A 17,196-nucleotide genomic window follows, 5' to 3' on the forward strand; every position below is an offset into this window, starting at 1 on the left:
GTTAAGAAAATTGTGCCGCATCATCATATTGGAATGCGGATCGCATGATCAAATTTCGTCTGACGACCTTCCCGCTGAACATGCTACTCTGCCGCTTTACTGTTGCAGGAGAGCTAACCGTGATTCGTTTTGCCATTGTGGGAACCAACTGGATAACCCGCCAGTTTATCGACGCCGCGCACGAGACCGGCAAAATGAAGTTAAGCGGCGTCTATTCGCGTCAGCAAGCCCAGGCTGATGCCTTTATCGCCGATTATCCCTGCAAACTCACTTTCACGTCGCTTGATGCGCTGGCAGCCAGCCCGGAGATTGACGCGGTCTACATCGCCAGCCCGAATGCGCTGCATGCTGAACAGGCGATGCTGTTTATGTCGCACGGCAAACACGTGATTTGTGAAAAGCCGATGGCCTCAAACCTGCGTGAAGCCGAAGCGATGATCGCCTGCGCGCGCCAGCATCAGGTGGTGCTGTTTGAAGCCTTTAAAACCGCCAGCTTGCCCACTTTCCTGCAACTGCAGCAAACCCTGCCGCAACTCGGCAAGCTGCGTAAAGCATTGATCAATTATTGCCAATATTCATCACGTTATCAGCGTTATCTCGACGGTGAAAACCCGAACACCTTTAATCCACGCTGGTCGAATGGTTCGATCATGGATATCGGATTCTACTGTCTGGCCGCGGCGGTGACCCTATTTGGCGAGCCACAAAAGGTACAGGCGCAGGCTTCACTGCTGGAAAGCGGCGTGGATGCACACGGCGTAGTGGTGCTGGGCTACGGGGATTTTGACGTCACTTTGCTGCATTCTAAAGTCAGCGACTCCCTGATCCCCAGCGAAATTCAGGGTGAGGCCGGTTCGCTGGTGATTGAGAAAATCTCTGAGTGCCAGCAACTGCGATTTATCCCGCGCGGCGGTGAGAGCCAGACGCTGACGCAGCCCCAGCATACTAATACTATGCTGTATGAAGCCGAGACCTTTGCCCGTCTGGTTGAACAACATCAGGTTGAACATCCAGCCCTGGAAACCTCACGTATCACGGCAAAACTGCTGACGGAAATCCGTCGTCAGACCGGCGTGGTGTTCCCGGCGGACCAGGTTAATCAGTAAATATTGCAAAATATTTCCACTCCCCCATTGTATCTTCCTGCGGTTGGACGTATGTTGAGCGCTGCAAAGGGGAGTAACTTGTAAGCTGATTGATCGTCATTACGATGCTTAACGCATCCGGTCGTCAGGCAACCCGGAATCGAATTCTGAGTTGTAAGTGAGACCTTGCCGGAAGGCGAGGTTTGCTTGCAGCTTAATAAAAGCGGCTAACGTCTTCTGACTTAGCCGTTTTTTATTTTCCGACAGGATACGACTATGCACTCTGTAGGCACACCACTACTCTGGGGCAGCTTCGCTGTTGTTGTGCTCATCATGCTGGCGATTGATCTCTTCTTACAGGGACGTCGCGGCGCTCAAACCATGTCATTCAAACAGGCGGCTATCTGGTCTCTGGTTTGGATCTCCATCTCCCTACTCTTCAGCGCGGCGTTCTGGTGGTATCTCGAAGGCACCGCGGGACGTGAAGTGGCAACCGCACAAACCCTGGCTTTCCTGACCGGCTACGTGCTGGAAAAAGCGCTGGCGGTGGATAACGTCTTTGTGTGGCTGATGCTGTTTAGCTACTTTGCGATTCCGGCGCAGCTACAACGTCGCGTCTTGATCTACGGCGTACTGGGCGCGATTGTGCTGCGTACCATCATGATCTTCGCGGGCAGTTATCTGGTCACGCAGTTTAGCTGGATACTGTACATCTTCGGTGCTTTCCTGCTGTTCACCGGCCTCAAAATGGCCTTTGCAAAAGATGGCGATGATGCGGCGGTAGGCGATAAACCGGTGGTGCGTTGGCTGCGTAAACATCTGCGCATGACCGATAACCTGGAAGGAGAGAAATTCTTCACCCGCAAAAACGGCGTGCTGTTTGCCACTCCGCTGCTGCTGGTGCTGATTATGGTGGAATTGAGCGATGTGATTTTCGCGGTTGATAGCATCCCGGCGATTTTCGCGGTCACCACCGATCCCTTTATCGTGTTGACCTCAAACCTGTTCGCAATCCTCGGCCTGCGTGCGATGTACTTCCTGTTGGCGAACGTGGCGGAACGTTTCTCGATGCTGAAATATGGCCTGGCGATAGTGCTGGTGTTTATCGGTATCAAGATGCTGATTGTCGAGTTCTATCATATCCCGGTTGGTGTCTCACTGACGGTGGTGGGAGTGATTCTGGGCGGTACACTGCTGATTAACGCCTGGGTTAACCACAGAAACGACCAGAAGCAGATCTCGCCATAATTCTCTGCAGGGGCGGTTATCGCCCCTGCTTTGTTTTGTCTCTTGTAATCTTTCCCTTTCATAACTCTGCAACATCGTCCTACACCAGCAGATCAAAAAACCAACCTGAGCGTTTAGTACAGAATTATCTCTTTTATCACCAAGACTTTTCCTTATACTCCGCCGGGCAAACCGTTAGGCGCGGAGGAACCGCGCACAACATTCATACCGCTATAAAAAGACCGAACTATGCAAAACAACTTTATTGGACGTCTGGGCGCGCTGTTCGCAGGAAGCCTGGTAAAACAAATCATGATTGGCCTGGTTGCCGGTGTGGCGCTGGCGTGGTTCTCGCATGATGCCGCATTGGCGGTGGGCCTGTTGGGTGAACTCTTTGTTCGCGCGTTGAAGGCTGTAGCACCGTTGCTGGTGCTGGTGCTGGTCATCTCTTCGATTGCCAATCACCAGCAGGGTCAGAAAACCAATATTCGACCGATCGTGATGCTCTATCTGCTCAGCACCTTCTTTGCGGCGGTGGTCGCCGTGAGCATGAGCCATCTGTTCCCGCAAACCCTCTCCATGAAAGTGGGAGCGACCGAGATTTCCCCGCCGTCTGGCATCACCGAAGTGCTGCATGGTTTATTGATGAGCATGGTGGCTAACCCGATTGAAGCGTTAATGAACGCTAACTACATCGGTATTCTGGTGTGGGCCATCGGGCTCGGTTTGGCATTTCGTCATGCCAGCCCAAGCAGCAAGGCGTTTCTCAATGATGCCTCACATGCGGCGACATGGGTGGTGCGCTGTGTAATTCGCTGTGCGCCATTGGGGATTTTCGGTTTGGTGGCCTCGATTTTGGCCTCAACCGGCTTCGAGGCCCTGCAGGAGTACGCCACACTGCTGGCGCTGTTGCTGGGATGCATGGCCATCATGGCGCTGATCGTCAACCCGATGCTGGTATTTCAAAAGCTGCGCCGTAATCCCTATCCGCTGGTGTTTACCTGCATCCGTGAAAGTGGCGTGACCGCCTTCTTCACCCGCAGCTCTGCCGCCAACATTCCGGTTAACATGGCCATCGCCAAACGTCTGAACCTGGACGAAGACACCTATTCCGTCTCGATTCCTCTCGGCGCGACCATCAGTATGGCGGGCGCGTCTACCACCATTACAGTGTTGACCCTGGCGGCGGTGCACACCTTAGGGATTGCTGTGGATGTTCCCACCGCGATTCTGCTGAGTTTTGTGGCATCAATTTGTGCCTGCGGCGCGTCCGGTGTGGCGGGCGGTTCTCTTCTGCTGATCCCGGTGGCCTGCAACATGTTTGGCATCCCTAATGATCTGGCGATGCAGGTAGTGGCCATCGGCTTTATTATCAGCGTGTTGCAGGATTCTGCTGAGACCGCGCTGAACTCCTCAACCGACATTCTGTTTACTGCGGCGGTGTGTCAGGCAGAGGCAGAGCGGGAACCGAGTACTGCATAATTTGTAAAATCGCTTCCTGCCTCCTGAGCGTATTTTGGTCGCCATGATTGGCGACCTTACAATGGATAGGTGCGATTTTGTGGGGTGCGCATTCAGGTACAAACGGGCACATGGGTAAACAGTTATAGGTTGGTGAGAATATTGATGCCATCACTGGCCACAGCAATGATCATGCTAAAAGCCCCGTGAAGGCCAGCCCGAAGAGCAAAGCGTCCGCCGCCGGGAGCGGCGGCCGATCTGCATGGATGCGTGATTCCTTTGCGATCGGGCTGGCCTTTATGGGGCCGTGAACGATACCTACAGCAACGAGCAAAAAGTGTTACCTGTGTGCCCGGTTTGCGCATTCATGCGCACCGGGGAATCTACAGCGTCACTCCACTCTTAAATATCGCTAACTCGCGGAAATCATTGGCTTCGTTACGCGCTGGTTTCCCATTAGCAATCGCCACAATCATATCGACGAAGTCGGCCAACATCTCCGTCATGCTCATGCCATCAATCAACCGTCCGGCGTTAAAATCAATCCAGTGCGGCTTTTTCTCTGCCAACTGGGTGTTGGTCGCGATCTTCACCGTGGGCACAAAGCCACCGTAAGGCGTGCCGCGACCCGTAGTGAACAGCACCATATGACAGCCCGCACCGGCCAAGGCACTGGTGGCAACCGCATCATTCCCCGGCGCACTCAACAGATTCAGGCCCGGCGTGTTGAGACGCTCCCCATATTTCAGCACGTCCACCACCTGGCTCTGGCCCGCTTTCTGCGTACAGCCAAGGGACTTTTCTTCCAGCGTGGTGATGCCGCCCGCTTTGTTCCCTGGCGACGGGTTCTCATAAATCGGCTGCTGGTGATCGATAAAGTAGCGCTTGAAGTCGTTAATCATCGCCACGGTTTTGTCGAAGGTGGCCTCATCCCGGCAACGGCTCATCAGAATGCGCTCTGCGCCGAACATCTCCGGTACTTCGGTCAACACTGTGGTGCCGCCGTTGGCAATCATTTGATCGGAGAAACAGCCCAACATCGGGTTAGCCGTGATGCCGGAGAAACCGTCGGAACCACCACACTCCAGACCAAACTTCAGTTCGCTGAGTTTGCCCGGCTGGCGCTGATCTTCGCGCATCACGTTATACAGCGCGTGCAGCCGCTCTAATCCGGCTTCGACTTCATCGTCCTGCTTCTGGCACTCCATAAACTGCACGCGGTCGCTGTCAAAACCACCGAGGGTATCGCGGAACACATCCACCTGATTGTTCTCGCAGCCCAGGCCAATCACCAGCACTGCGCCAGCATTCGGATGACGCACCATGTTTTGCAGCATGGTGCGTGTGTTCTCATGGTCCTGCCCCAGTTGTGAACAGCCAAACGGGTGGCTAAACAGATGCACGCCATCAATCCCTTGCGCTTCGTTGGTCTCTTTCATGAAGCGCGACAGGATTTGCCGGGCGATACCGTTCACGCAGCCAACAGTTGGCAGAATCCATAGCTCATTGCGGATCCCCACCTCGCCACTGGCGCGCCGGTAAATCTGCACCTCACGGTCACCGGCCTGGGGCGGGATCGTGAGGAATTCGGGCTGATACGCGTATTCATCCAGATCGCTCAGATTGGTGCGCGCGTTGCTGGAGTGAATGATTTCCCCCGCAGCAATCGGGCGCGTAGCATGCGCAATCGGCAAACCGTATTTGATCACCAACGCATCGGTTGCCAGCGGTGTCAGCGCGAACTTATGGCCGCGCCCCACTTCCTGCTTCAGCGCGATGACCTGATGATCGATTTCAACCTGGGTGTCCGCCGCTAAATCCCGCAGCGCCACCGCCACGTTGTCGCGTGAATGTATTTTTATCGCATTTTGCATAGCGTTATCTCAGTTGGTTCAACGCCGTCCGCATCCCGTGGACGATGATGTTTTGCAGGTGTTGGCTGATGGCGGCCACGAATCCGGGCCGCTGAGTCAGATCTTCGCCCCAGTGTTGGCTGTTGCTCAGCACGGTCTGCACCAGCTGTTCTGGGGTCATTTTGTTTTGGTTTACGGCAGGCCACAGCTCAGCGAACTGCTGCAACCAGTGATCGTCATCCTGTAAAGGCCAGTGCTGCTCACCCTGTTCGCCACGATAAAACGCCAACAGCGCGGCAAACGCGAAGGTCAGGTGCGTGGGCCATTGGCCGGTTTGCTGCTGTGACAGCAACAGCGGCGGCAGCAAACGAGTGCGGAACTTGGTCATGCCATTGAGCGCAATCGAGAGCAGCGCGTGGCGGATAAACGGATTGCGGAAGCGGCGCTGCACGGCATCGGCAAAGGCGTGGAGTTCATCACGTGGCAGATCCAGCGTCGGGATCACCTCATCGCGCAACAGTGCGTCGACATAGCCAGCAATGGCAGCATCATCCATCGCTTCGCCGACACTCTCCAGACCCGCCTGAAACGCCACCGGTACCATGGCGGTATGCGCGCCATTGAGGATCGCCACCTTCTGCGCTTTGTAAGGCATGATGTCATCGACAAACTTCACTTCTGGCGCCAGGCTATCCAGCTTCAACTCCTGCGCCAGCGCATCCGGCCCCTGAATCACAAACTGGTAATAGACTTCACCCGCCACCAGATAGCGATCTTCATAGCCCAACTGCGCAGATATCGACGCGCTGTCGGCGGGATAACCGGTGACGATGCGATCCACCAGCGTGTTATAAAACGCGCAGTGATCCAGCACCCAGCGTGCAAACCCGGAGGGAAGCTGCCAGTGCTTGATGTAGCGCAACACCAAATCGCGCAGCGCATCACCGTTATAATCGATTAATTCGCAGGGCACGATCAGCCAGCCCTTGTCTGCGGCACCGGCAAAGTGGGTGAAGCGTTCCCACAGCAGTTGCGTCAATTTGCCAGGGAAGGAGGAGGCGGGCGCATCCTCCAGACGATCCTGCTCAGCAAACGCAATACCCGCTTCGGTGGTATTGGAAAACACAAAGCGCATCTGCGGTGCGCGGGCCAGCGCGAGGAAATCGTCATAATGCTGATAAGGCTGGATCTCGCGATTCACGCTGCGGATCAAGCGGGTTTCACTGACCTGCTCACCCGCCGCATTCAGGCCACGGATCAACGTGGTGTACAACCCATCCTGCTGATTCAGTGAATCCTCAACCACGCGATTGCGCGGCCGCACCACCACCACGCCCGCATCGGTATCCTGATGTTGATTGAGCCAGTCAAGTTGCCAGTCAATGAAGGCACGCAGGAAATTGCCTTCACCGAACTGGATAACGCGTTCGCTGTACTGCGCGCCGGGGAACTCGTGACGGTTTAGCCGCTGCATCATCAGGCTCCTAACTCAATGCCGAAGTAATCACGGGCATTGTTAAAGCTGATGTTCTGCACCATCTGCCCCAAGAGCGCTTCGTCGGCAGGGGCTTCACCTCGTTCCACCCAATTGCCAATCATCTGGCACAGCAGACGACGGAAATACTCATGGCGCGTGTAGGAGAGGAAGCTGCGGCTGTCAGTGAGCATGCCGACGAAGCGGCTCAGTAAACCGATTTGCGCCAGCTGCGTCATTTGTCGCTGCATACCATCCAGCTGATCGTTGAACCACCATGCTGAACCAAACTGCATCTTGCCCGGCTCACCTTCGCCCTGGAAATTGCCCGCCATAGTCGCCAGCACTTCGTTATCACGTGGGTTGACGCAATACAGAATGGTTTTTGGCAGCGCGTTATTGCGGTTCTGCGCATCCAGCAAGCGAGCCAGTGGGATCGCCAGCGGCGCATCGTTAATGGAATCGAAACCGACGTCCGGGCCGAGAATGTTGAACTGGCGCTGGTTAGCATTACGCAGCGCACCGATGTGATATTGCTGCGCCCAGCCGCGGCGGGAATATTCGCTGCCCAGCCATACCAGCACCGCGGTTTTGAATTGCGCGACTTCCTGTGGTGTTGGTGCGGTCCCTTGCAGGCGGCGCGCCAGAATGCCATCCAGCGTGCTTTCATCCGCTTCGGCAAACAGCACCACATCCAGCGCGTGGTCGGAGATTTTGCAGCCGTGTGCGGCAAAATGATCGAGACGCTGGCTGAGGCCACGCAGCAGATCGTCAAAGCGCAGCACGTTGATATCCGTGACCTGCTCCAGACGCTGGATCCACGGCAGGAAAGTATCGAGTTCAATATTGAAGGCTTTATCTGGACGCCAGCTCGGCAGCACTTTCACGCTGAAACTGGCATCGTTCGCCAGCGTGCGGTGGTGCTGGAGATCGTCCAGCGGATCGTCGGTGGTGCCGACCATTTTCACCTTCATCTGCTGCATGATGCCGCGCGCGCTAAAGGCATCCTGAGCCAGCAATTCGTTGCACTGCTGCCAGATGCGATCTGCGCTTTGCTCATTCAACAGCACATCAGTAATACCAAACGGACGACGCAGTTCGAGGTGCGTCCAGTGATACAGCGGATTCCCAATGGTATGCGGCACCGTGCGGGCCCAGGCGTTGAACTTATCCTGATCGCTGGCTGCGCCCGTGCACAGCGCTTCCGGCACGCCGTTGGCACGCATCGCGCGCCACTTGTAGTGATCGCCCTTCAGCCAGATGTCATAGAGGTTGGTGAAGCGATAATTTTCGGCAATCTGCTGCGGGGGTAAATGACAGTGATAGTCGAAAATCGGCTGGTCTTTGGCGTAGTCATGGTACAGACGACGGGCGAACTCGCTATCGAGGAGAAAATCTTCACTCATAAAACGCGACATACCTGCTTCCTCATGTTTGGTGCCTGTTGGCTTCTGACTCAAAGTTATCATACCAATTTTGCAGATCGGCAAAATTGTTTGCGATGCATCTCACAATAATGACAGTTTCACTGTGGGTATATGGACGAAATAGCCAGCAATAATGCACTAAGCTGCTGTTATAGCGGATTTTTAAATGAACTCACACGGCATGCAGGTTTTTTGTGATGGCATTCAACTTTTAAAGCTGTATAACAAGTTAACCTCTCGCCTCGTTGATGCCGATCGTAATGGCACAGCGCATAACAACAAGGCGGCGGGTCTGCTCGTCAAGGCCGCCCGAGTGCGCACAGCAGTGCGCCTGACTCTTTAATGGCAAGCATTACGACAGACTGGAAGAGGTTAATGATGCGTAAGATCAAAGGGCTACGCTGGTACATGATTGGGCTGGTGACGCTGGGCACCATACTCGGCTACCTGACGCGCAATACCATCGCGGTTGCCGCACCCACGCTGGAAACCCAGCTTGGCATTACCACACAGCAATACTCGTATATCGTTGCCGCCTATTCGGCGTGCTACACCGTGATGCAGCCCGTGGCCGGTTATGTGCTTGACTTACTGGGTACCAAAATCGGCTATGCGGTATTCGCCGTGCTCTGGGCCATCTTCTGCGCGGCCACGGCGATGGCGGGCAGCTGGGGCGGTTTTGCGCTGGCGCGCGGTGCGGTCGGTGCAGCGGAAGCCGCGATGATTCCTGCGGGCCTGAAAGCCAGCAGCGAATGGTTCCCGGCGAAAGAGCGTTCCGTCGCGGTGGGCTACTTTAACGTGGGTTCGTCGATAGGAGCGATGCTGGCACCGCCGCTGGTGGTGTGGGCGATTATGGCACACAGCTGGCAAATGGCGTTTATCATCACCGGCGTGTTGAGCATGGTGTGGGCACTGTGTTGGCTGGTGTTTTATAAGCATCCAAAGCAACAAACCAAGCTGAGTGAAGAAGAGCGTCATTACATTATCGCGGGACAGGAAGTACAGCATCAGACGGGCAACAACAGCAAAATGTCCGCCCGCCAGATTCTGCGCAACCGCCAGTTTTGGGGTATCGCTCTGCCGCGCTTCCTTGCAGAACCGGCCTGGGGCACGTTTAACGCGTGGATCCCGCTGTTTATGTTCAAAGTTTATGGCTTCAATTTGAAAGAGATAGCCATGTTTGCCTGGATGCCGATGCTGTTCGCGGACCTGGGCTGTATTGTCGGCGGATATTTGCCACCGCTGTTCCAGCGTTGGTTTGGCGTCAACCTCATCGTGTCACGTAAACTTGTCGTCACCTTGGGCGCAGTGCTGATGATCGCGCCGGGCACCATCGGCTTGTTTACCAGCCCTTATGTCGCGATTGGATTATTGTGCGTCGGTGGTTTTGCTCATCAGGCCCTGTCTGGCGCGCTGATTACCCTCTCTTCCGATGTGTTTGGGCGTAATGAAGTGGCAACCGCCAACGGTTTGACCGGCATGGCAGCCTGGACCGCCAGCACATTATTTGCTCTGGTGGTCGGCGCACTGGCCGATACCTTAGGCTTTAGCCCGTTGTTCGCCGCACTGGCCGTGTTTGATTTGCTGGGTGCCTGCGTTATCTGGACGGTACTGAAAAACCAACCGGTTTCGGAATTGGACGATCGCCCTATCGCGCAACCGGCCACCGCGCGCAGTTAATCTCCTCGGGCTGGTGTCTGCCAGCCCATTTCCTCCGTTCCGCCAAAGTGGTATAACAACTCAACCTCCACCACTACAGCGAACCGCGCAATGGATCTGAACGAATCCCGTCGTCTTTACCAACAACTCGCCAGTGAACTCAAACGCCGGATTGAAGCAGACGATTATCGCGTGGGCGATAAACTGCCTGCAGAACGTTTGATCGCTGAAGAGATGGAAGTCAGCCGTACGGTGGTGCGTGAAGCGATCATTATGCTGGAAGTGGAAGGTTACGTTGAAGTGCGTAAAGGCTCAGGCATTCACGTCGTCAGCAATCAACAGCAGAATCGTGAAACCACCCCGAGCCAGCTGGAATTTGCCAGCTTTGGGCCGTTTGAGCTGCTGCAAGCCCGCCAGCTGATTGAGAGCAACGTGGCCGAATTTGCCGCCACCCAAGTGACGCGTCAGGACATTATGGCGTTGATGGCGATTCAGGAAAAAGCGCGCCAGGAAGATCACTCACGTGATTCCGAATGGGATATGCATTTCCATGTGCGAATTGCGCAATCCACGCAAAACAGCGCATTAGCCGCGATTGTCGAAAAGATGTGGCTGCACCGCCTGCACAACCCTTATTGGCTGAAGCTGCACGAACATATCGATGCGCGCAATATCACCAGCTGGTGCGACGATCACGACCAGATTTTGAAAGCACTGATGCGCAAAGATCCCGCCGCCAGCAAGCTGGCAATGTGGCAGCACCTGGAAAATACTAAACAGATGCTGTTTGACGCCACGGCCGATGATTTTGAATTCAATGTTGACCGTTACATGTTTGCGGAAAATCCCGTCATCCTGCCGGAAGGTAGTGACAATTCACATTGATTCTGCTGCATTTCCAGGCGAATTAGTCAGTTAATCTGCAATAATGTCAGCTCATGTAAAGCTCCTTTTGACCATCTGCGTCAAAAGGTAAAACTCCTGTACGGCAGCCACTTTACACTGTCTGACTAGCGTGATTTTTGTTACAGTTATCGCCCTTTTCTTACCCTTTGCGACAGGGCTTTAAAAAGTCGCTGATTTAACAATCTATTCTGGATGGATCCGGAAACTCCGCATGGGCTGCATACCTAAAATGTATAACCAAACCAGCCTGCGCCTCAGCCCCTCACGGGCACGTTTAACAATGATGTTCAGGAACGATTGATGGATATTTTGAAAGCATTGCTGCATGCCCTGTGGCAGCAGGATTACGAAATGCTCTCCGACCCCACGCTGGTGTGGGCCATATACGGTTTGCTGTTCATGATCCTGTTTCTGGAGAACGGCCTGCTGCCCGCCGCATTTCTTCCCGGTGATAGCCTGTTAATTCTTGTCGGCGTGTTGATCGCCAAAGGCACCATGGGTTTCCCGTTAACGTTGCTGGTGCTGACCACCGGCGCCAGTCTCGGTTGTTGGGTGAGCTATATTCAGGGCCGATGGCTCGGCAACACCCCCACCGTGCAAAAATGGCTCTCACATTTACCCGCGCAATATCATCAGCGCGCCCATAAATTATTCCACCGCCACGGCTTGTCGGCGCTGCTGATCGGCCGCTTTATTGCCTTTGTGCGTACTCTGTTGCCTACCATTGCCGGGCTCTCAGGCTTGAGCAATGCTCGTTTCCAGTTCTTCAACTGGGTGAGCGGCTTCTTGTGGGTGCTAATCCTGACCGTGCTCGGCTTTGCGCTGGGTAAAACCCCGATTTTCCGTCGCTACGAAGATGAACTGATGTTCTGCCTGATGCTGTTGCCGCTAGTGTTGCTGGTGATTGGGTTGGTGGGTTCTCTGGTTGTTCTGTGGCGTAAACGCCAGGCATCACGTAATGGGAATTCACAGTCATGATCAAGTTGCGTGGATTCCCCAAGCGCATTCTGCCTTGGGTGTTTGCCGGTGCGTTGGCGGTGCTGGCCGTGATTTTTGCGCCTTCGTTACTGCAACATGAAGCCGTGGTGCAAATCCGTGTTGCGCATAGCGGCACCAATTTGCCTGATGGTTTTTATCTTTATCAGCAACTCACCGCGCAAGGCGTGCGTATCAAAAGTATTACGCCCTCTGGCGATGCGCTGGTGATTCATTTTGAGAATGAAGAGCAGAGTTTAGCGGCGCAGAAAGTGCTGCGGCGCCTGCTACCACAAGGGTTCGTGGTGGCCAGTGGGCCGCAAGCTTCGCAGCAGGTTCCCGACGCCAATCGTCCTACTTACAGCTAATATTCCACCGTCTGGCGATAAGCCAGACGGTGAATCAATCCTCGCTATCCCCGCGTCTTCTTTGAATTTTTTCGTCCGATGTCTATCCTTAAGGAAGCGTGTGTTATGACAAGCTGGGATGCCATTCCTGCCCGGTTTGCGGCAGGTCATCAACAATGGAAGGTAAACGCCTGATGAAACAACAATTACTGCTGGGTGCTATTCTGTTCTCTCTCTCCGGTTCGCTGCTGGCGGCTGAATCACTGTGTCAGCAAAAAGAGCATGATATTCAGCGCGAGATCGACATGGCTAAACAGCACGATAATCAGCGCCGGGTCACCGGGCTGGAGCGCGCGCTGACTGAAGTGCGTGCCAGCTGCACCGATGAGAAACTGAAATCTGCCCACAGCGAACGCATCGAAGCGCAGAAGCATAAAATTGCTGAACGTGAGCGAGAGTTGAAGGAAGAACGTCAGGATGGCGACAACGATAAGATTGAAAAGCGCGAACGTAAGCTGGAAGAGGCACAGCACGAGCTGAAAAAGCTGGAAGCTGAGCCCTACTAATCGGACTTAAATAAATGATGTATACCCAGAATAATTCGAGCATCAGGAAGGCGGCAAGTGCCTGAATCCTCAGGAGCTTACTGAAGTCAGTGACTGAGGTGAATGCACGTAGCCAACGCACCTGCAGCTTGAAGTATGAAGGGTACAATGGAGAACTTCATGTCTAAAGACACTACATCTGAACATCTGCGTGCGGAATTGAAAAACCTTGCTGACACCCTGGAAGAAGTCCTGAGCAGTTCAGCGGATAAATCCAAAACTGAGCTGGATAAGCTGCGTAGCAAAGCGCGTGGTGCGATTGAGAGTTCACGTGAGCGCCTGGGGGATTCTGGCGAGCGTATCGCGCAGACCACGCGTGAAGCCGCTGAGAAAGCCGATGAGTATGTGCGCGATAACCCGTGGCACGGCGTGGGCATCGGTGCTGCTGTCGGTGTGCTGATCGGCATCCTGATCTCACGTCGTTGATATGAGCGATAGTCAGAGCCACGGCCCAGGCAAAGGGGTCTTCAACATTGGTCAGCGCATTGTCACCACGCTGGTAGGCATGGTGGAAACGCGTGTCCGGCTTGCGATTGCGGAGCTGGAAGAGGAAAAAGCCAATCTGATTCAGATGCTGCTGATGATTGGTTTGACCATGCTGTTTACCGCTTTCGGTTTAATGAGCCTGATGGTGCTGATCATCTGGGCGGTGGATGCGCAATATCGGCTAATGGCGATAGGCATTACCACCGCGGTGCTGTTTGCGTTGGCGTTGATATTTGGTTTGTGGACGCTGCATAAGTCTCGTCAGTCCACGCTGCTGCGTCACACGCGTAAAGAGCTGGAAACCGATCGCAAGTTGCTGGAGGAGCATCGCTCATGAGCCGCCGCGAACGTGAAGCGCGCATCCATGAACTGCTCAACCAGGTGCAGCAGCAGCGGCTCGATCTCAGCGCGGGTCGCCGTGACTGGCTGGATAGCACTGCGCAGTACGATCGCGGTTGGTTAACGCTGATCAGCATGCGCCGCTATCTGGCGATTGGCAGCAGCGCCTTAGCAATCTGGTCTATCCGCAGCCCTAACCGTATTTTGCGCTGGGCGAAACGCGGTTTTGGCTTGTGGAGCACCTGGCGCATGATCAAATCCACGCTCGAACCTCGCTAATTCCTTCATTTCAAACCGGATCTAATTGATTCGGTTTTTCTTCATCAGAATTCCTGAACAACATTGACAGTTTATCTCGCTTACAACTGTTCCATCCTGCGACTATCATCTCCCTCCATCGGCCCAACGAACTTTTACATCCGGTTCAGCGGGATTAAAACCTTGCAGGCCAACAACCTGCTTCATAATTCTTGTTGGAGTAAATGATGAAAAAATTCGAAGACTCAGGCCTGTTGCTGGCACGTGTATTAATGACCATTCTGTTCATCACTGCAGGCTGGGGCAAAATCACCGGTTACGCGGGTACCGCACAATATATGCAGTCAATGGGCGTCCCTGGCTTCCTGCTACCACTGGTTATCCTGCTGGAGTTCGGCGGCGGTCTGGCAATTCTGTTCGGTTTCCTGACCCGTTTCACTGCGCTGTTCACCGCTGGCTTCACCCTGCTGACCGCGTTCCTGTTCCACAGCAACTTCGCGGAAGGTGTTAACCAGCTGATGTTCATGAAAAACCTGTCCATCGCCGGTGGTTTCCTGGTGTTGGGTCTGGTAGGTCCAGGCGCTTACAGCATTGACCGTCTGATTCGTGCGCGTTTCGCTCCGGCTGCCGCACGCTAAGCACACAAGCATTGTCAGAACACATATACTGATTTGCAGGGGCGAGGATATTCCTCGCCCTTTTTCTTTATGGAGGGCTTATGGGACAGCTGATTGACGGTGTCTGGCATGACACCTGGTACGATACGAAGTCAACCGGTGGCCGCTTCAAACGCACAGAAGCAGTCTGGCGCAACTGGGTCACCGCTGATGGCCATGCCGGCCCCACCGGCAAAGAGGGCTTCGCCGCCGAACGCGACCGTTATCACTTGTACGTTTCTCTTGCTTGCCCGTGGGCGCACCGCACGCTGTTGATGCGCCAGTTAAAAGGGCTGGAGGAGATGATTTCCGTTTCGGTGGTGCATCCATTGATGCTGGAAAATGGCTGGACCTTCGATGATGATTTCCCCGACGCCACCGGTGACTCGCTCTACCAGAACGAATTCCTGTATCAACTCTATCTGCATGCCGATCCCCACTACACAGGGCGCGTCACCGTGCCGGTCCTCTGGGACAAAACGCAGCACACCATTGTCAGTAATGAATCTGCCGATATCATTCGCATGCTCAACAGCGCCTTTGATGCGCAGGGCGCGCGCGCAGGTGATTACTACCCGATTGAATTACGCGACAAGATTGATGAGCTGAACGGCTGGATTTACGACACGGTCAATAACGGCGTGTACAAAAGCGGCTTTGCCACTTCCCAGGCAGCCTATGATGAATCAGTAACGGCGCTGTTTCATTCGCTGGTACGACTGGAGCAGATCCTTGGGCAGCATCGCTATCTGACAGGCGACCGTCTTACTGAGGCCGATCTGCGCTTGTGGACGACGCTGGTGCGCTTTGATCCGGTCTACGTCACTCACTTTAAATGTGACCGCCACCGTATCAGTGATTACCGCAATCTCAGCGGCTTCCTGCGGGATATCTACCAGATGCCGGGTATCGCCGATACCGTGAACCTGCCGCACATTCGCCATCACTACTATTGCAGCCACAAAACCATCAATCCGAGCGGCGTGATTTCGCTGGGCCCGGCATTTGACTGGGATGAGCCGCACGGCCGCGGCTGAGGATAGTGCGGCTGGGTGCCCTCACCCTGGCCCTCTCCCACAGGGAGAGGGGACCGTTTTGTGCGGTTTGGTACCCTTAACAGTAAGACAGGACTGTTTTGTACGGTTTGGTACCCTTCACAGGAAGACAGGACTGTTTTGTGCGGTTTGGTACCCTTCACAGGAAGACAGGACTGTTTTGTGCGGTTTGGCAGAATGTGTTCATGGCTGACAACCGCTCGGTCGGTCCCTTCTCCCGCTTGCGGGAGAAGGTTAGGATGAGGGCGTATTTCCCCGCTTAAGCAAACTTAATCAGCACCATCCCCGCAATCAACAATCCGACGCCCAGCCAGCCAATGCGGTTCAGCCGCTGGCCAAACAGCACCCAACCTGCAGCGACGGTCGCGACCAACCCGAAACCACCCCATAGGGCATAAGCCACCGAAAGATCGATTCCTTTCACCGCTTGCGCCAAGGCACTGAATGCCGCCAGCACGGCAGTGAGAGACAACAGGCCATACAGCGGGCGACGGAATCCATCGGAGTATTTCAGAAAGATGTTTGCGATGATCTCCAACCCAATCGCCAGTGCCAGCCAGGCAAGGTGCACAGCATTAAACGTGGCCATGTTGTCGCTCCTTGCGCGCCAAAGTGCCGGATTTGATCAGCACAATCCCCGTCACCAGCGTGATTAAACCCGCCACTTTCATCACTGATAAGCTTTCATCAAACAACATCACGCTGAACAGCGTGATAAACAGAATGCCAATTCCTTCCCACATGGCGTAAGCCACGCCGAGCGCGATACGTTTTACAGCAAATGATAAGAAAATATAGGAAAGCGCAATCATCACCAGCATGAAAATAAAACCGGCCTGATCGTCATTGACGCTGGCCCATTTCATCGAAAGCGTGCCGGTTATTTCAGCCAGGATGGCTAAAACTAATAAAATCCAATAACGCATACTTTCTCTCCTTAAGAGAAATAGATAGCCATCACGCGGAATAAACGCGTGAGAAATTTAAGAATATTTTTAAATAAGGAGAGTGTGACGCTAAAGCGAGAAGCGCCAGTGCTGGTCGTAGATCGAGCAGTGGAAGTGTTCAGGAAGGTCAGAAGAAATAGCCATCATTGGGGCGTTCATTTTGTCCATAATTTTACAACTTATCCACGTTGTTGCTTTTCATCGATGTGGATGAATAATTGTCCTCGGTAGTTAAACACGCGCTTATTCTGGCATAAGGTCATTAACTTTAGGGTGGATTTTCATTTCTTTACGATGGGCGCTATTTATTAAATGTGGTCTGGGAAACGAGCACAAATAAAAGCAAAAACCCCACCGAGGCGCTGAGGGATCCCCACTAAATCAGCGCTAATAAACCAACACCATATTTTGGTAGGTTTTGGCGAGGTGGTTAAGA

General features: G+C 54.1%; 19 protein-coding genes. 14 read left to right on the plus strand and 5 right to left on the minus strand.

What is annotated here, in order from left to right; genetic code table 11:
- The first annotated feature begins 119 nt into the window (after positions 1-119).
- The 3 genes from QMZ30_RS10515 to sstT all read left to right on the plus strand — a co-directional run bounded on the left by QMZ30_RS10515 (position 120) and on the right by sstT (position 3,794).
- Entirely contained in the window at positions 120-1,106 is a 987-nt protein-coding gene (locus QMZ30_RS10515; protein ID WP_283227324.1) for a Gfo/Idh/MocA family protein, read from the plus strand.
- 255 nt (positions 1,107-1,361) lie between these two features.
- Positions 1,362-2,333, plus strand: coding sequence for a TerC family protein (locus tag QMZ30_RS10520; protein WP_283227306.1), 972 nt, complete (start codon positions 1,362-1,364; stop codon positions 2,331-2,333).
- Between the two features lie 228 nt (positions 2,334-2,561).
- On the plus strand, positions 2,562-3,794 hold the full coding sequence (gene sstT, locus QMZ30_RS10525) for a serine/threonine transporter SstT (RefSeq protein ID WP_283227307.1): 1,233 nt from the start codon (positions 2,562-2,564) through the stop codon (positions 3,792-3,794).
- Positions 3,795-4,156: 362 nt separating this feature from the next.
- Here sstT and QMZ30_RS10530 read toward each other — a convergent pair whose 3' ends face one another.
- The 3 genes from QMZ30_RS10530 to uxaC are packed head-to-tail and all read right to left on the minus strand — an operon-like array spanning position 4,157 to position 8,518.
- Positions 4,157-5,647: a UxaA family hydrolase gene (locus QMZ30_RS10530; RefSeq protein ID WP_283227308.1), complete on the minus strand. Its 1,491-nt coding sequence runs from the start codon at positions 5,645-5,647 to the stop codon at positions 4,157-4,159.
- 4 nt (positions 5,648-5,651) lie between these two features.
- Entirely contained in the window at positions 5,652-7,100 is a 1,449-nt protein-coding gene (locus tag QMZ30_RS10535; protein WP_283227325.1) for a tagaturonate reductase, read from the minus strand.
- Between the two features lie 2 nt (positions 7,101-7,102).
- Positions 7,103-8,518 carry a glucuronate isomerase gene (gene uxaC, locus QMZ30_RS10540; protein ID WP_283227309.1) on the minus strand — a complete coding sequence of 472 codons (1,416 nt, stop codon included), beginning with the start codon at positions 8,516-8,518 and terminating at the stop codon, positions 7,103-7,105.
- Between the two features lie 175 nt (positions 8,519-8,693).
- Here uxaC and QMZ30_RS10545 point away from each other — a divergent pair, with 175 nt between their 5' ends.
- From QMZ30_RS10545 to QMZ30_RS10595, 11 genes are all read left to right on the plus strand, one after another.
- On the plus strand, positions 8,694-8,870 hold the full coding sequence (locus QMZ30_RS10545) for a hypothetical protein (RefSeq protein WP_283227310.1): 177 nt from the start codon (positions 8,694-8,696) through the stop codon (positions 8,868-8,870).
- Between the two features lie 35 nt (positions 8,871-8,905).
- Positions 8,906-10,207 (plus strand): MFS transporter, encoded by a 1,302-nt coding sequence (locus QMZ30_RS10550; protein ID WP_283227326.1) that lies wholly within the window; start codon positions 8,906-8,908, stop codon positions 10,205-10,207.
- Between the two features lie 90 nt (positions 10,208-10,297).
- On the plus strand, positions 10,298-11,071 hold the full coding sequence (gene exuR, locus QMZ30_RS10555) for a transcriptional regulator ExuR (protein WP_283227311.1): 774 nt from the start codon (positions 10,298-10,300) through the stop codon (positions 11,069-11,071).
- Positions 11,072-11,392: 321 nt separating this feature from the next.
- Complete coding sequence (locus tag QMZ30_RS10560; RefSeq protein ID WP_039336772.1) at positions 11,393-12,070, plus strand: DedA family protein; 678 nt, start codon at positions 11,393-11,395, stop codon at positions 12,068-12,070.
- Positions 12,067-12,435, plus strand: a complete 369-nt coding sequence (gene mzrA / locus QMZ30_RS10565) for an EnvZ/OmpR regulon moderator MzrA (protein WP_058968932.1) — start codon at positions 12,067-12,069, stop codon at positions 12,433-12,435. The genes QMZ30_RS10560 and mzrA overlap by 4 nt, the downstream gene beginning before the upstream one ends.
- Before the next feature lie 173 nt (positions 12,436-12,608).
- Positions 12,609-12,980: a DUF1090 domain-containing protein gene (locus QMZ30_RS10570; protein ID WP_283227312.1), complete on the plus strand. Its 372-nt coding sequence runs from the start codon at positions 12,609-12,611 to the stop codon at positions 12,978-12,980.
- A gap of 159 nt (positions 12,981-13,139) precedes the next feature.
- The gene (locus tag QMZ30_RS10575; RefSeq protein WP_039331587.1) at positions 13,140-13,445 is read left to right on the plus strand and encodes an ElaB/YgaM/YqjD family protein; all 306 of its coding nucleotides are present in this window, start codon (positions 13,140-13,142) and stop codon (positions 13,443-13,445) included.
- 1 nt (position 13,446) lies between these two features.
- Entirely contained in the window at positions 13,447-13,842 is a 396-nt protein-coding gene (locus QMZ30_RS10580) for a phage holin family protein (protein WP_039331351.1), read from the plus strand.
- Positions 13,839-14,123, plus strand: coding sequence for a YqjK-like family protein (locus tag QMZ30_RS10585; protein ID WP_039331354.1), 285 nt, complete (start codon positions 13,839-13,841; stop codon positions 14,121-14,123). The genes QMZ30_RS10580 and QMZ30_RS10585 overlap by 4 nt, the downstream gene beginning before the upstream one ends.
- A gap of 206 nt (positions 14,124-14,329) precedes the next feature.
- On the plus strand, positions 14,330-14,740 hold the full coding sequence (locus tag QMZ30_RS10590) for a DoxX family protein (RefSeq protein ID WP_283227327.1): 411 nt from the start codon (positions 14,330-14,332) through the stop codon (positions 14,738-14,740).
- 80 nt (positions 14,741-14,820) lie between these two features.
- The gene (locus QMZ30_RS10595) at positions 14,821-15,795 is read left to right on the plus strand and encodes a glutathione S-transferase family protein (protein WP_283227313.1); all 975 of its coding nucleotides are present in this window, start codon (positions 14,821-14,823) and stop codon (positions 15,793-15,795) included.
- Between the two features lie 277 nt (positions 15,796-16,072).
- Here QMZ30_RS10595 and mdtI read toward each other — a convergent pair whose 3' ends face one another.
- Together mdtI and mdtJ are read right to left on the minus strand one after the other, a co-directional pair.
- Positions 16,073-16,402, minus strand: coding sequence for a multidrug/spermidine efflux SMR transporter subunit MdtI (gene mdtI, locus QMZ30_RS10600; protein ID WP_283227314.1), 330 nt, complete (start codon positions 16,400-16,402; stop codon positions 16,073-16,075).
- On the minus strand, positions 16,389-16,739 hold the full coding sequence (mdtJ, locus tag QMZ30_RS10605; RefSeq protein ID WP_283227315.1) for a multidrug/spermidine efflux SMR transporter subunit MdtJ: 351 nt from the start codon (positions 16,737-16,739) through the stop codon (positions 16,389-16,391). Before mdtJ ends, mdtI begins: the two co-directional genes overlap by 14 nt.
- Between the last annotated feature and the right edge of the window lie 457 nt (positions 16,740-17,196).

The organism is Pantoea sp. EA-12, from assembly GCF_030053355.1.
Classification (GTDB): Bacteria; Pseudomonadota; Gammaproteobacteria; order Enterobacterales; family Enterobacteriaceae; genus Pantoea; species Pantoea vagans_C.